This is a genomic window from Actibacterium mucosum KCTC 23349, assembly GCF_000647975.1.
In the GTDB taxonomy this organism is placed as follows: Bacteria; Pseudomonadota; Alphaproteobacteria; order Rhodobacterales; family Rhodobacteraceae; genus Actibacterium; species Actibacterium mucosum.
Genome location: NZ_JFKE01000001.1, coordinates 51,549 through 64,353, shown reverse-complemented (window position 1 = coordinate 64,353; position 12,805 = coordinate 51,549). Strand labels below are relative to the sequence as shown.

The following is a 12,805-nucleotide window of genomic DNA, read 5'->3' as shown; positions in this document are numbered from 1 at the left end:
GGGTGGTCATTCCTCGTCGGCCTGAAGGATGGTGATCAACGTGTCGCCGTATTTACGGCTGTCCAAAACGGACAGTCCGGCGGGCGGGGTGATGGGGGAATTATCCTCCCACACGATCAGGGCGCCGGGCGCGACCCAGCCGCCCGAAAACGCGGCGCCCATCGCCCGTTCGCCCAGACCTTTTCCATAGGGCGGGTCAAGGAAGATCAGGTCAAACGGCGCGCCCCGAACCTCGCCCAGCTTGGTGGCATCGCGACGGAAGATCTTGGTCACGCCTTCGGCTTTGCACTTGCCCACATTCTCGCGGATCAGGGCACGCGCCTTGCCGCCATCGTCGACAAAGGTCACGTGTGCCGCGCCGCGCGACAGCGCCTCAAGCCCCAGCGCGCCGGTGCCGGCAAACAGGTCCAGTACGCGCGCGCCGTCGACCGGATCGCCATAGCCGCCGTTCAAAAGCAGGTTGAACAGGCTTTCGCGCACCCGGTCGGTGGTGGGGCGCAGATGCGCGCCCGCATCGCCCTTGCCGACCGAGGCCAGCGCCAGCCCGCGATGTTTACCCGCGATGATCCTCATGCCCTCAGCAACGCCTTCAGGTCGGTTGCCGGATCGGCGATGGTGCCAGCGTCGGGCGATTTGCCGGCCTCGATCAGGCGTTTGCCAACCATGTAGGCGCGCGGGTCGTTCATCGCGTCGACCGCCAGCAGCTGCACACCCGCATAATACCAATGCGACAGGGCCGCGTCGGTGTCGCCATGGCGGATCGCCACCTTGTCGTAACCGGTGTTCAGCCCCGCGATTTGCAGTTTCACGTCATACTGATCTGACCAGAACCACGGTTTCGGGTCGTAATCCTTGCCCGCGCCCAGCATGTTTTCGGCCACCAGCTCGGCCTGATCAATGGCGTTCTGCACGCTTTCCAGCCGGATGCGGGTGCCGCGATGGGGGAAGCTGGCGCAATCGCCCGCGGCCCAAACGGCCGGGTCGGAACTGCGCCCCTGCGCGTCGACAGCGATACCGTTGTCCAGTGTCAGGCCCGCACCCTCGGCCAGATGTGTGGCCGGGGCCACGCCGATGCCCACGATCACCACGTCCGTATCGATCACCGAACCATCGGTCAGCTCGGCGCCGGTCACGCGGGTCTCGCCCAGCAGGCGCGTCAGGCCCACGCCCTCGCGGATGTCCACGCCATGGCTGGCATGCAGCTTGCGGAAATAGGTGCTGGTCTCGGGCGCGGCGACCCGTTGCAGGATGCGCGGCGCCATCTCAACCAACGTCACGTTCATGCCGCGCTGGGCGGCGACGGCGGCGGCCTCCAGCCCGATATAGCCGCCCCCCACGATCAGAACGCGGCCGCCTTCGGTCATGGCCGGGGCCAATGCGTCGGCATCGGCCAGATCGCGCATCACATGCACCCCGCGCAGGTTGCCGCCAACGGTATCCGGCAGGCGGCGCGGGGCGGCACCGGTGGTCAGGGCCAGCTGGTCATAGGCAAACGCCTTGTCGCCCACATGCACCTGCCGGGCCTCGCGATCGATCCGCAGGGCAGATGACGACAGGTGCAGCGCGATGTCATTTTCGACGTAGAACGCTTCGGGGCGGAAAAACAGCCGCTCCAGCTCCATCTCGCCTTTCAGATAGGCCTTGGACAGGGGCGGGCGCTGATAGGGCGGGGCGGGTTCCGCGCCGATCAGGGTCAGGGGGCCGTCAAAGCCAAGGGCGCGCAGTTTCGCCACCAGGCTGAAACCTGCCTGCCCGGCCCCGATCACCACGATTTCTGCCATGTCCCGCGTACCTTTATCTGGTCTCGTTTGCGGCGGACCCTATAACTGACAGCATTGGAAACGCAATGTTTAAGGAGCGCGCGGAATGACCATTGCAGTCGGAGAAAAATTGCCCAACGCAACCATGGTGACCATGGGTGCAGAGGGCCCCGAAGAAGTTCAGCTGTCAGACAAGCTTGCCGGTCGCAAGGTGGCGCTGTTTGGCCTGCCGGGCGCCTTTACCGGCACCTGTTCCACCCTGCATGTGCCCAGCTTCATGCGGGTGATGGATCAGCTGAAGGCCAAGGGCGTGGACGAGGTGATCTGTGTGTCGGTCAACGATGTTTTCGTGATGGACGCATGGGGCAAAGACACTGGCGGGGCCGAGGCCGGGATCACCTTCCTTGGCGACGCGGCGGCCGAGTTCACCAAGGCCATCGGCATGGATTTTTCGGCCCCGCCCGTGGGTCTGATCGACCGGTCCAAGCGGTTCACCATGCTGGTCGAGGATGGTGAGGTGAAGGTGCTGAACCCCGAGCCGTCGCCCGGCCAGTGTGATATCTCGTCCGGCGAAACGCTGCTGGACCAGATCTAAGGCATAATGCCCGGCGTTATTCGCCGGGCTTTTCCATGATGATGGTGCGGGTGGGGAACGGAATATCGACCCCGCCGGCATCCAGCGCCTCTTTGACCTTGCGCTTCATCTCGGCCTGATAGGTGAAAAATTCGCCCGCATCGACCCAGACGCGCACCAGAAAATCCACCGAGCTGGCGTTCAGGTTGTTGACCTGAATAAACGGCTCGGGCTCGGCCATGGACCGTGGGTCGGCCATGATGGTCTCAAGGATGATCCTTTGCGCATCGGCCAGATTGGCGCCGTATCCCACGCCAAACTCCCACTCGGCCCGGCGCAGCGGATAGGCCGAATAGTTGACAATGGTGTTGCCCCAGACCTGCGCGTTGGGCACGATGATCTGCACATTGCCGATCGAGGCGATCTCGGTAAAGTTCAGCGTGATGTTCTTCACGGTGCCCATCTGGCCGCCGACCTCGATGAAATCTCCCAGCTTGAAGGGCCGGAACAGGATGATCATCACCCCGGCGGCGACGTTGGACAACGTACCCTGCAACGCCAGACCAATGGCCAGACCGGCGGCACCGATGACCGCAACAAACGATGTCGTCTGCACCCCGAACGTGTTCAGCACAAACAGCCCGGCAAAGATCAGGATCGCATAGCGGATGATCGCCGACAGGAACATAAACAGCGTGTCGTCCAGGCTTTCGTATTTCAGGCCCAGATGCTTGATCCGCCCGCTGGCCCAGCGTGACACGATGAAGGCCGCCAGAAGAATACCAACGGCCGCCAACACGTTGCCGGTGAACGTGGCCAGCAGGTCGGGGTTCAGAATGTCGGCCAGCGATTTGCCGTAGATAAACGGCGTGGTGTAAATTGCGTTGAAATCCATCAGCTGCTCAATGCGTCCATCTTCTTGGCCAGTTTCACGTCCAGCGCGCTGAGCCCGCCGGCGTCATGCGTGGTCAGCGTAACCTCGACCGTTTTGTAAACATTCGACCATTCGGGGTGATGCACCCATTTTTCCGCCCAAAGGGCAACCTGGGTCATCCAGCCAAAGGCCTGAATAAAATTCTTGAAGACAAAGGTTTTGGTGATGGCGTCACGGCCTTCAACCTGCGCCCAGCCGCTGTCAAACAGCGCGGGCAGGTCGGCGTCGCGTTCGGCCTGGGTCAATTTATCGGTCATTCCTGTTCCTCGCCGGTGTTTCGGAACGGCCCGTACGAGGTCAGAATTTCGATCTCTTCGCCCACCGCGTTTTGTTCCGCATCCAGAAATTGTCTGATCGCTTTAGCAAAGCCCTGATCAGCAATCCAGTGCAGTGAATGGGTGTGGACCGGCATATATCCGCGCGCCAGCTTGTGTTCGCCCTGCGCGCCGGCCTCGACCCGGGCCAGGCCGTGGGTGATGGCAAAGTCGATGGCCTGGTAATAGCAGGCCTCGAAATGCAGGCAGGGGTGATCCTCGATCGCGCCCCAATAGCGGCCGTAAAGCGTCTCGCGCCCTATGAAATTCAGTGCCCCGGCGATATAGGTGCCGTCGCGTTCGGCCATGACCAGATAGATGTCGTCGCGCAGCACGTCCTGCGCAATGTCGAAAAACGCGCGGGTGAGGTAGGGCGAGCCCCATTTCCGCGCGCCGGTGTCCTGATAGAAATGCCAGAACGCGTCCCAGTGTTCCGGCTGAATCGCGTCGCCGGTTAGCCCGTGGATGGTGCCGCCAAAATCCTGCGCGGTGCGGCGTTCCTTGCGAATGTTCTTGCGTTTGCGCGACGACAGCGCGCCAAGGAAGCCGTCGAAATCGGCGTAATTGTCGTTCAGCCAGTGGAACTGTTGCGAGTACCGCCGCATCAGACCCATGGCCTCGCCGTCCTGCGCCTCGGCCTCGGTGCAAAAGGTGATATGCAGCGACGAGATCTCGTTATTCGCGGCCACCTGCACCGCGCCCTGCACCAGCGCGGCGCGGGCGGTTTCCTCGAACCCCGGGCGGGCCAGCAGCCGACGCCCGGTGGCCGGTGTGAAGGGCACGGCCATCTGCAGTTTCGGGTAATACCGCCCGCCCGCGCCTTCATAGGCATGCGCCCAGTTCCAGTCGAAGATATACTCGCCCTGACTGTGGCTTTTGGCATAAAGGGGCGCCACGCCGATCACCTGCCTGTCGACCCGCGCGATCAGATAGCTGGGTTGCCAGCCGGTGCCGCGACCAACCGAGCCGCTATCCTCCAGCGCTTTGAGAAACCGGTGCGTGGTAAACGGGTCCAGCGGGCGGCCGCCATCCGCGGCCTCGGGCGCGGCGCAGGCATCCCACGTTTCGGCGTCGATTTGGCTCAGCGAGCCAATCGCCTCAATCTCGATCTGTGCCTGCACACCACTGTCCTCTTGGCCGGTCATCTGGTCAGACTATACCTGTGCCCGGCGAGCGCCGTTTCAACCTTGGGTGAGCGGCGCGGCATAGGCTTCGAAGGTGATGTTGTCGGCAATTTCGCGGGCCTTTGCCTCTTCTTCGGGCGACCGGATGGTCCAGCACAGGATCGGCACACCGGCCGCCTTCAGCGCGGCAATGCGCGGCATCGGCAGGTCGTTATGCCCGTGGCTGACGAAGCTGGCGCCCACACGGTCGAAATCGGCAATCTCACGCAGTTCGGCGCGGCGCGCTTCGGGCAGCAATTGCCAATGCTCGGGCGCATAGGCGCATGTGGTCAACCCGCGCGGAATGTCGGGCAACAGGTCGGCCAGTGCGGCCACCGAATGCGGGTTGAACGACATCAGCGCCACGTCGCCGGTGTACCCGCGCAAGGTTTCGGCAATCGCACCCTCCAGCGGCCCAACATCCGGGCCCATCGCGCCATCCTGATCCTTCACCTCGATCAACAGCGGCACCTGACCTGCAACCAGATCCAGCACTTGTGCCAATGTCGGCACCGGGCCGCCGCCGATCAGGCCCAGATCGGCCAGTTCCGCCGCGGTTTTGCCGGCCACAGGCCCCTTGGTGCCGGTCAGCCGTTCCAGATCGTAATCGTGAAACACCATCGGCACGCCATCGGCCGAGGGTTGAATGTCGATCTCGATCCCATAGCCCGCATCCACCGCCGCCTGAACGGCGGCCAGCGAGTTTTCGGGGCGACCCGCGGGCAGGTCATGATAGGCGCGATGCGCGATGGGCGTGGTCACGAACGACCGGGGCAGGGCGGTCATAGGATTTCAAAGATCCCTTCGATCTCGACCGCCACGCCAAAGGGCAGTGACGCGGCCGAGACCGCCGACCTCGCGTGGCGGCCCGCTTCGCCCAGCGCTTCGACCATGAAATCCGACGCGCCGTTGATCACCTTGGGCTGGTCGCCGAAATCGGCGGTGGAGTTCACGAACCCAACCAGTTTCACAACCCGCACCAACCGGTCCAGATCGCCCCCACAGGCGGCTTTGACCTGCGCCAGCAGATTGATCGCGCAGACGCGTGCGGCGGCGGCACCGGCGTCGACGTCCATGTCGTCGCCCAGCTTGCCGGTGATCATGCCGCCCGCATCCATCGAGATCTGGCCCGATACATAGACGGTGTTGCCGGTGACCACGAAGGGCACGTAATTGGCCGCAGGCGCCGGGGCGTCGGGCAGGGTCACGCCCATTTCGGACAGACGGGTTTCGAACGTGCCAGCCATGGGCGGGGCCTCCTTGGTGTTTGGAATCAGCCGCAGGCTAGCCCGCGCGCGCGCGCCGGAAAACCGCCAAATCAGCTTTCGCGGAAGGCGCGGTTAAAATAATCCGTGAGCGGTTTGACCAAATAGGCCAGCGGCGTGCGGTCAGCGGTGCGCACGAAGGCCTCAACCGGCATGCCGGGCACGATCTTCAGATCGCCGAGTTTCTCAACCTCGCCATCGTCCAGCACGAACTCGGCCCGATAAAAACTCGCCTGCGTCCGTTCATCGGTAAAGGCATCGGCCGAGACCTGCGTGACGGTGCCCTGCAACTCGGGCGTGGTGCGCGCATCAAACGTGGCGAACCGCAGGCGCACGGGCTGGCCCACGAACACCTCGTCGCGGTGGATCGGGTCCACCCGGCCCGCGACCACAAGCGGGCGGTCCTGCGGCACCAGGTACAGCACCTCGTCAGCTGGCCGGATAACCGAGCGCGGGGCAAACACCGCCAGCCCGTAAACGATGCCCGAGACCGGCGCGCGGATCTCCAACCGGTCCAGCTGTTGTTTCAACGCCTGGCGACGTTCCTTCATCTCCAACTCGCGATATTGCAGATCGCGCAGTTGGGTGATGGCCTCTTCCTGTCGGGCGGTGCCCAGTTTCAGGATCTCGATCTCGATCTCGGTGATGCGGCCACGGGCCTGCGCGGCCGAGGCTGTCAGCTCGCCCACCTGGCCCTCCAGACGCGCCGCCTCGCGTTGCAGGCTCAGCACGCGGCTGGCCTGTGCCAGACCTTTCTCCAGCAGGCTCTGCAGGTCGCTCAGTTCCTGCCCGATCAGGTCGCGCTGTTGTTCCAGCGCGGCTTGTTGTGCCTCGATTCCACGCACCTGATCGGTGATCTGCACGCGGCGTTCGGCCAGTTGCTCGGCCTCTTTGGTCAGGCTGGCCGCGCGGGCTGTGAACAGGCGCGTCTGACCTTCGGCCAGTTCCGCCACATCCGGCCGCTCTGCGATCAGGTCCTGAAGCTCGGGGTCAAAGGACACCGCATCGCGCCCATCGCGCTCGGCCGACAGGCGACCCCGGCGTGCCATTAGTTCGAACAACTGCCCCTCAACAATCGCCAGTTCCGAGGCCAGAACCGTGGGGTCCAGACGGATCAGCACGTCACCGGCGGCGACGCTCTGGCCTTCCTCGACCTCGACAATCTCAACCACGCCACCATCGGGGTGTTGAACAACCTGCCGGTTCTGGTCCACCTCAACCTGCCCCGGCGCGATGATCGCGCCCGAGATATTGGCGATGACCGACCAGGTGCCAAAACCGCCCACAAGGCACAGCAGCGCCACAAAGCCCAGGATCATCGGCCCGCGCGCGGACCATGTGGTTGGCTGGGTCATGTGACGCCTCCTTGCCCGCGCGAGTTCTGGATCTGCGCGTGGTTTTTCACTGCACTTTTCAGCACCTCGTCGCGCGGGCCAAAGGCCTTGCGCGTGCCGCCGTCCAGCACCAGCAACGTGTCGCATTCCTGAATGGCGGCGGGGCGGTGCGCCATGATCATCACCGCGCCGCCGGCCTCTTTCATCCGGCGGATCGCGGTGTTCAGCGCCTGGCTGCCATCGCTGTCGAGGTTCGAGTTCGGCTCGTCCAGCACCAGGATCACCGGGTCGCCATACAGCGCGCGCGCCAGTCCGATGCGCTGCATCTGCCCACCCGACAGGCGCCCGCCGGCGGCCGACACGCGGGTGTCATAGCCATTGGGCAGCCGCACGATCATGTCGTGGGCGTCGGCTTTCTTGGCCGCCTCGACTACCTTGGCCGAATCCGGTTGCAGCGACAGTTTGGCGATATTCTCGGCGATGGTGCCGTCAAACAGCGTTACCCGTTGCGGCAGGTATCCGATATGGCTGCCCAGCACATCCGGTTCGAACTGATCCAGCGCCGCACCGTCCAAACGGATGCGCCCACCCGCCGCGCGCCACGTGCCGGTGATCGCGCGCGCCAGCGTGGATTTGCCCGAGCCCGAGGGGCCGATAACCCCAAGCGCCTGACCGGGCTGCACGTCAAAGGAAATCATCCGCAGCGATGCCTGCTGCTCGCCCGGCGGCACCACGGTCAGTTGCGACACTTCCAGCTTGGCCTTGGGGCGCGGCAGGGCGGTGCGCGGCGCCTCGGGCGGGATCTCGCCCAGCAGGGTTGTCAGGCTGTTCCAGCCCTTGGCGCCCGCCTGAAACACCTGCCACTGGCCGATGGCCTGTTCCACCGGCGCCAGGGCCCGGCCCAGCATGATCGACGCGGCGATCATGCCGCCCGCCGTCATCTTGTCCTGCAACACCAGATAGGCCCCCAGGCCCAGCATCGCCGATTGCAAAAACATCCGCAGCGTTTTGGTCAGCGTGGTGAAGGTGCCGCCCAGATCGGCCGATTTTACCTGCAATTCCTGCGCTTTCTTGCGCGCAATTTGCCAGCGTTCGAAGGCGGCGGTTGCCATGCCAAGGCTGCGCACGGTTTCGGCATCGGTGCGCAGCATACCGGCCATGTGATCGGCCTGCGCGGCGGTCTGCGCGGCCTGCAGGCCCGGCGCGCGGCTCATCCAGCGGTTCAGCAGCGCGATAAAGATCAGCGTCCCGCCACCCACAACCGCCAGCATGCCCAGCCACGGCTGAAAGATGAAAATGCCCATCAGAAAGACCGGCGTCCACGGAATGTCAAAGAACGCCAGCAACACCGGCGACGAGATCAGCCGCTGCACCGCGTCCAGCTCGCGCAGGCCGTTTTCCGACATATCCTCGTTGCGGCCCAACGCGGCCTGACGCAGCACGGCGGAAAAGACGCGCCCATCCAGCAGGGCCTGAAACCGCGCCCCGGCGCGCGCCATCACGCGGCCACGAGCGTAATCAAGCAGCCCCATCATCAGGAACAGGAACGCCACAAGGATCGACAGCGCCAGCAGCGTTTCCTCGGACCGGCTGCCCAGCACACGGTCATAAACCTGCAGCATGAAGATCGGACCGGTCAGCATCAGCAGGTTCACGAACACCGAAAACAGACCCACTGCCAGGAACAGCCGGTTGCCGCTGGCGCGCGCCTCGCGCAGCTCTGCCAGGCCCTTTTGCTGCTCGCGTTGTTGCTTTTGTGTTGCCATCTGTCTTACCCGCCTGCGCGATTTATTGCTTCAAAACCACATTCTTCGTGCATTATACGCATAGCCTATAGGATTCTTCGCACCCCAACCTATGTTGCGCAACAGTTACCTAAAGTCTTTGGGGCACCCAATGTTATTTGCCAACTCTATTTCTCGGATCGGCGCCAAAACTCTGATTGCTGTTTCAGCCCTTGCTGCCCTGGCCGCCTGCACAGGCCCGCGGGACAGCACCGGTATCTTTGACCCGTACGAGACCGCAAACCGCGAACATCATGAAACCAACAAGCAGTTGGACACCCACGTGGCGAAGCCGGTCGCGAATGCCTATGGCGAGGTTGTGCCCAACCCCATCCGTACCGGCGTCAGTAATTTTGCCCAGAACCTTGCGTTGCCGGGCATGGTCATCAATGACCTGCTGCAGTTGCGCATCGACGACGCGGCCAGCAACACGTCCCGGTTCCTTGTGAACTCGACCATTGGCCTTGCCGGTGTTCTGGACCCCGCGGATGCCATGGGCGTTCCCGTGCGTGAAAGTGACTTTGGCGAAACCCTGCATGTCTGGGGCGCGCGGGAAGGCGCCTATATGGAACTGCCGGTGCTGGGCCCGTCGACCGAACGCGACGCCATTGGCAAAGTGGTGGATTTCGTGATCAGCCCGACACGCGTTCTTTTGCCCAGCGACGTGCGCACGGCACAGACGGTGACCGGGGTCGCGGATGCTGCAAATTCTCGTTACCGCTTCTCGGGAACGATCGATGGCGTGCTATATGAAAGTGAAGACAGCTACGCCCAAGCGCGCTTGCTTTACCTTCAGAACCGCCGGTTTCAGCTTGGACAAAATGCCGGCGAAGAGATCGAGTACACGGACCCTTACGATGACCCGTATGCAGAATAACATTACCCGTCGTTCCGCCCTTGCCGGGCTGGTTGCGGCCACTGGTGTGGCTGGCTTTGCTGCCCCCGCCTTTGCTCTGAACACCGCGCAGGCGGAAAGGCTGATCAACGGCATGATCACCGAGATCAACCGGATCATCAATTCCGGCCGGTCCGAACGTCAGATGATCGCACAGTTCGAAGCCGTGTTCACAAAGTATTCCGACGTACCGATCATCGCGCGATCGGCGCTTGGTGTAACGGCGCGTTCGGCCTCGTCGGCGCAGATGTCGGCCTTTACCGACGCGTTCAGCGGTTACTTGTCGCGCAAGTATGGCAAGCGTTTCCGCGAATTTGTCGGTGGTCGGCTGGAGGTCAAAAGCGCCCGTCCGGTGAAAACCTTCTTCGAGGTCAAAACGACCGCCTTCCTGCAAGGCGAGTCCCCCTTCGAGGTGATCTTTCTGGTGTCGGACAAATCGGGCCGCAACCTGTTTTTCAACATGTATATCGAAGGGGTAAACATGTTGGCCTCGGAACGGGCCGAGATTGGTGCGATGCTGGACAGGCGCGGCGGCAATTTGGATCGCCTGATCGCGGATCTGAAGAAAGCCGGTTAACGGTTCAAGCGCGCCTTATCGCCCGTCGCCAAGGATATTCTTGAGAACTTCCAGCAGGACACGCTCGGCCGTGTCCTGTTGCCGTTTCGGGGCCTCGCGTTGGGGCACGGGATCGGCGCGAACAGGTGCCGGCACTAACATTGGCAACGGGCTGGGGCTCAGCCCTTCATGCACCCGCACCATGGTCTCGTGCCAGATCTCGGCAGGCAGGCCCCCACCGGTTACCCCGGTCAGCGGGGTATTGTCGTCATACCCCATCCACACACCCGCCACGTAATCGGCCGTGAACCCGATGAACCACGCATCCCGCGCCGCCTGCGTGGTGCCGGTTTTGCCTGCCACCTGCCATCCCGGCAGTTTTGCCCGTCCACCGGTGCCACGTTCGACCACCTGGTTCATCATATAGGTCAGGCTTTCGGCGGCCTGATCTGTAATCACCCGTTCCTGAAACCCGCCGGTTTGCGTGATGAACGGGTCTTTGTCGCCCTGCAGCCGCAGGTCAATCAGCCCGTAAGGGATCACCGCGCGCCCCCCGTTCAGGATACCGGCATAGGCCCCTGTCATCTCGATCAGCGTCGATTCGGACGCCCCCAGCGCAATCGCCGGGCCCTGTGCCAGTTCGCTTTCGATGCCGAATTGCGACGCGATCGCCTGCACCGTCTCTCGACCCACCGATTCCGACACGCGCACCGCGGGCACGTTCAAGGACTTGGCCAGCGCATCCACCAGAGTGACGCGGCCCTGAAACTCCTTGGTATAGTTCTTGGGGCAATACTGACCCGATCCTGGCACGTTAATACACCAAGGCTCGTCCACCACGGTGGCGTTGGGGGTAAAGCCCAGGTCCATCGCGGCGGCGTATACAAACGGTTTGAACGCCGATCCGGTCTGCCGCAGGGCCATCGTCGCCCGGTTAAACGCGCCCGAAACCTTGGTCTGACGGCCGCCAACCATGGCGCGCACCGCACCATCGGCGGACATGACCACGATCGCGGCCTGCGCCTTGGAACCCTCGCGCACCTTGTTTTCAAACACATAGGCCAACGCCTCTTCGGCGGCCTTTTGCATGCGCTGATCAAGGGTGGAACGGATGATCACATCCTCGGTCGTGTCCGAGCCAAAGAAATCGGGTGTTTCCTCCAGAACCCAATCTGCGAAATAGCCCCCTGCGCGGGCGGCAGCAGCCGCGCTCAGCTGCGCGGGATTGGCGCGGGCGGCCTCGGCCTCGCGCGCGGAAAGATAGCCCTGATCCTGCATCAGCCCGACAATCAGGTTGGCGCGTTCCTGCGCGCGGGTCAGGCTGTTGGTCGGGGCATAGGTGGTCGGTGCTTTCAGCAATCCGGCCAGCATCGCGGCCTCGGACACCGAAACATCATTGGCACTTTTGCCGAAATAGCGCTGGGCGGCGGCCTCGAACCCACGGGCGCCTGCCCCCAGATAGGCGCGGTTCAGATAGATCGTCAGGATCTCGTCCTTGGAATACCGCGCCTCCATCGCCAGGGCGTATACCGCCTCTTTGGCTTTGCGCCACAGGGTGGTGCGGCGACAGTCGGCCTCGTACTTGGCCTCGGTCTCCCAGGTGTCGGGGTCATAGGCCACGCCAAGGCACAACAGCTTGGCCGTTTGTTGCGTGATCGTGGACCCGCCATTGCCCGACAGCGGCCCGCGCCCTTCGCGCAGGTTGATGCGGATGGCGCTGGCGATACCGCGCGGGTCAATGCCGGGGTGCCAATTGAACCGCTTGTCTTCCGTGGCAATCACTGCTTCGCGCAGTTGCGGGGCGGTGGTCGCGGCATCGATCATGCCGCCGAACTGGTCGCCGCGCCACGCAAAGACCTTGCCGTCCCGATCCAGCAGAGTAACCGAACCGCGCGTACGCGCATCCACCAGGGCGGTCACATCCGGCAAGGCGACATAGAAATAGGCCACCCACAGCGCAAGGATCAGCGCACAGACCATGGCAAAGCGGCTGGTGATTTTCCAGATCAGGCGCAGGAACCAACGCAGAAGCCGCCCAAAGAACCCGACCACGCCAGTGCGTGCGGGTTTCTTACGGCTCTTGCGTCTTTTCGCGGGTGCCGCCTTTGCGCGACGCTTTGGCGCCGCCAATGGCGGTTTTTTTCTGCCTGTCCCTGCCATGGGTTTGGGGTACTCGTGCTGCTCTTTTTTTAACAGTTTAGCTGTTGGGGAATCGAAAGTGGAGGC

Annotated in this window: 13 protein-coding genes; 3 read left to right on the top strand and 10 right to left on the bottom strand. The window is 63.3% G+C overall.

What is annotated here, in order from left to right; translation table 11 throughout:
- Positions 1–6: 6 nt before the first annotated feature.
- Both rsmD and ACMU_RS00360 read right to left on the bottom strand, forming a co-directional pair.
- Positions 7–573, bottom strand: coding sequence for a 16S rRNA (guanine(966)-N(2))-methyltransferase RsmD (gene rsmD / locus ACMU_RS00365; protein WP_035255134.1), 567 nt, complete (start codon positions 571–573; stop codon positions 7–9).
- A complete protein-coding gene (locus ACMU_RS00360) occupies positions 570–1,781 on the bottom strand; it encodes an NAD(P)/FAD-dependent oxidoreductase (protein ID WP_035255130.1) in 1,212 nt (403 codons plus the stop codon). Before ACMU_RS00360 ends, rsmD begins: the two co-directional genes overlap by 4 nt.
- 85 nt (positions 1,782–1,866) lie before the next feature.
- On the opposite strand from ACMU_RS00360, the gene ACMU_RS00355 reads away from it, so the two are divergent.
- Positions 1,867–2,355: a peroxiredoxin gene (locus tag ACMU_RS00355; protein WP_035255127.1), complete on the top strand. Its 489-nt coding sequence runs from the start codon at positions 1,867–1,869 to the stop codon at positions 2,353–2,355.
- 16 nt (positions 2,356–2,371) lie between these two features.
- On the opposite strand, the gene ACMU_RS00350 is transcribed toward ACMU_RS00355, so the two are convergent.
- The 7 genes from ACMU_RS00350 to ACMU_RS00320 all read right to left on the bottom strand — a co-directional run bounded on the left by ACMU_RS00350 (position 2,372) and on the right by ACMU_RS00320 (position 9,110).
- Positions 2,372–3,229: a mechanosensitive ion channel family protein gene (locus ACMU_RS00350; protein ID WP_035255126.1), complete on the bottom strand. Its 858-nt coding sequence runs from the start codon at positions 3,227–3,229 to the stop codon at positions 2,372–2,374.
- Positions 3,229–3,525: a 4a-hydroxytetrahydrobiopterin dehydratase gene (locus ACMU_RS00345; RefSeq protein WP_035255124.1), complete on the bottom strand. Its 297-nt coding sequence runs from the start codon at positions 3,523–3,525 to the stop codon at positions 3,229–3,231. Before ACMU_RS00345 ends, ACMU_RS00350 begins: the two co-directional genes overlap by 1 nt.
- The gene (locus ACMU_RS00340; protein WP_035255122.1) at positions 3,522–4,727 is read right to left on the bottom strand and encodes a GNAT family N-acetyltransferase; all 1,206 of its coding nucleotides are present in this window, start codon (positions 4,725–4,727) and stop codon (positions 3,522–3,524) included. The genes ACMU_RS00345 and ACMU_RS00340 overlap by 4 nt, the downstream gene beginning before the upstream one ends.
- Before the next feature lie 36 nt (positions 4,728–4,763).
- Positions 4,764–5,531, bottom strand: coding sequence for a glycerophosphodiester phosphodiesterase family protein (locus ACMU_RS00335; RefSeq protein WP_035255120.1), 768 nt, complete (start codon positions 5,529–5,531; stop codon positions 4,764–4,766).
- Entirely contained in the window at positions 5,528–5,992 is a 465-nt protein-coding gene (locus ACMU_RS00330) for a RidA family protein (RefSeq protein WP_035255118.1), read from the bottom strand. The genes ACMU_RS00335 and ACMU_RS00330 overlap by 4 nt, the downstream gene beginning before the upstream one ends.
- Positions 5,993–6,063: 71 nt before the next feature.
- Positions 6,064–7,365, bottom strand: coding sequence for an HlyD family type I secretion periplasmic adaptor subunit (locus ACMU_RS00325; RefSeq protein WP_035255116.1), 1,302 nt, complete (start codon positions 7,363–7,365; stop codon positions 6,064–6,066).
- Positions 7,362–9,110, bottom strand: a complete 1,749-nt coding sequence (locus ACMU_RS00320) for a type I secretion system permease/ATPase (RefSeq protein ID WP_035255113.1) — start codon at positions 9,108–9,110, stop codon at positions 7,362–7,364. Before ACMU_RS00320 ends, ACMU_RS00325 begins: the two co-directional genes overlap by 4 nt.
- A gap of 130 nt (positions 9,111–9,240) precedes the next feature.
- Between ACMU_RS00320 and ACMU_RS00315 the strand changes: the two genes are divergently transcribed.
- Entirely contained in the window at positions 9,241–10,005 is a 765-nt protein-coding gene (locus ACMU_RS00315) for an MlaA family lipoprotein (RefSeq protein ID WP_051587720.1), read from the top strand.
- Entirely contained in the window at positions 9,986–10,600 is a 615-nt protein-coding gene (locus ACMU_RS00310; RefSeq protein ID WP_407636974.1) for an MlaC/ttg2D family ABC transporter substrate-binding protein, read from the top strand. The genes ACMU_RS00315 and ACMU_RS00310 overlap by 20 nt, the downstream gene beginning before the upstream one ends.
- A gap of 15 nt (positions 10,601–10,615) precedes the next feature.
- Here ACMU_RS00310 and ACMU_RS00305 read toward each other — a convergent pair whose 3' ends face one another.
- The gene (locus ACMU_RS00305) at positions 10,616–12,739 is read right to left on the bottom strand and encodes a transglycosylase domain-containing protein (RefSeq protein ID WP_051587719.1); all 2,124 of its coding nucleotides are present in this window, start codon (positions 12,737–12,739) and stop codon (positions 10,616–10,618) included.
- Between the last annotated feature and the right edge of the window lie 66 nt (positions 12,740–12,805).